The organism is Pseudomonadota bacterium, assembly GCA_010028905.1.
GTDB lineage: Bacteria > Vulcanimicrobiota > Xenobia > RGZZ01 > RGZZ01 > RGZZ01.
Genome location: RGZZ01000889.1, coordinates 1 through 1,152 on the forward strand (window position 1 = coordinate 1; position 1,152 = coordinate 1,152).

General features: G+C 66.5%; 1 protein-coding gene. It reads left to right on the plus strand.

Features of this window, described 5'->3' with window-relative positions; genetic code table 11:
- Window positions 1-577 precede the first annotated feature (577 nt).
- On the plus strand, window positions 578-1,152 hold a 575-nt coding region (locus tag EB084_26145; protein ID NDD31746.1), incomplete at its 3' end, for a recombinase family protein.

The following is a 1,152-nucleotide window of genomic DNA, read 5'->3' on the forward strand; positions in this document are numbered from 1 at the left end:
CGTAGACCGTGAGCGTCTGGAGCGCGCCATTCAGTCAGTGCTCGCCGGATTCAGGCCGACCCGCTCAGAGGCCGACCGCCGCTACCGGCGACTGCTCGTCTCAGCGCACCGGCACAGTCGCCGGGGAGACGACCTCGCAGACCTGCTCAGCGAACCGTGGCAGCGTCAAGCCTCACAACCGTCCCAGTACCGCCCAAACGCCCCTGAGAGCCACCTGGAGGGATTCCGTGGGCTAGGGCTAGGTCAGGCCGCGGACGCACCGCCAGAGCCTTAGAGAGCCGCCTAGCCCGCCCGGTCAGTACCGGAGACTGGGGTCGAGATGCGAAACGCGCACAGACCCATACCCCAGTCCATGGGCATTCTGAGACCGCCGCAGATTGCACGACCAAATGCAACCTGAACCACTGTAAGGACTCTCCCCTCGTGGTCTGGCGATGAGTCTCCCCTCGACTTCCCGGCGTGAGTGAGCGTGAATCAGGGTGCGCGAGGGTGCTCGTCGTGGGTACTCCCCTCGACCTCTGGCGTGGAGTCTCCCCCAGTACTTGCATAGTTGCTTGCAAGTGTGTACGCTTATGCCATGACCAAGCAGACAGACTCCCTCCCTCTCGCTCTCGTCTATGTGCGCGTCAGCACCGGCAGGCAGGTCTCAGAGGGACACTCCCTCGACTCCCAGACCCAGACGCTCACCGCCGCAGCTGAGGCCAAGGGCTACCGCGTCGAGGTCGTCGCAGACGAGGGCAAGTCCGGCAGCAAGGTCAGCAACCGCGCCGGGCTCGTCTCTGCTCTCGACCGTCTCGACCGGGGAGAGGCCGCGGCACTATTCGCCCTCGACCTCGACCGCCTCTCCCGCAGCGTGAGCGACTTCTCCCGAATCCTCGACCGGGCTACCCGCCGTAACTGGGCGGTCGTGGTGCTTGGACTGGGCGCAGTGGACACGACCACGCCGGAGGGCCGTCTGGTCGCCCAGATGCTCGCCGCCGCAGCTGAGTACGAGCGCGCCATGGTCAGCAAGCGCGTCAAGCGTCAGCACGAGTCACGCCGGGCTCGCGGCATCGTCTGGGGAGTGGACGCAGGCAACCGGCCAGAGGTCGCCGCTGACACCCGCGCTGAGATTGTGGCGCGGCACAAGGCGGGAGAGTCCCTGCGGGGTAT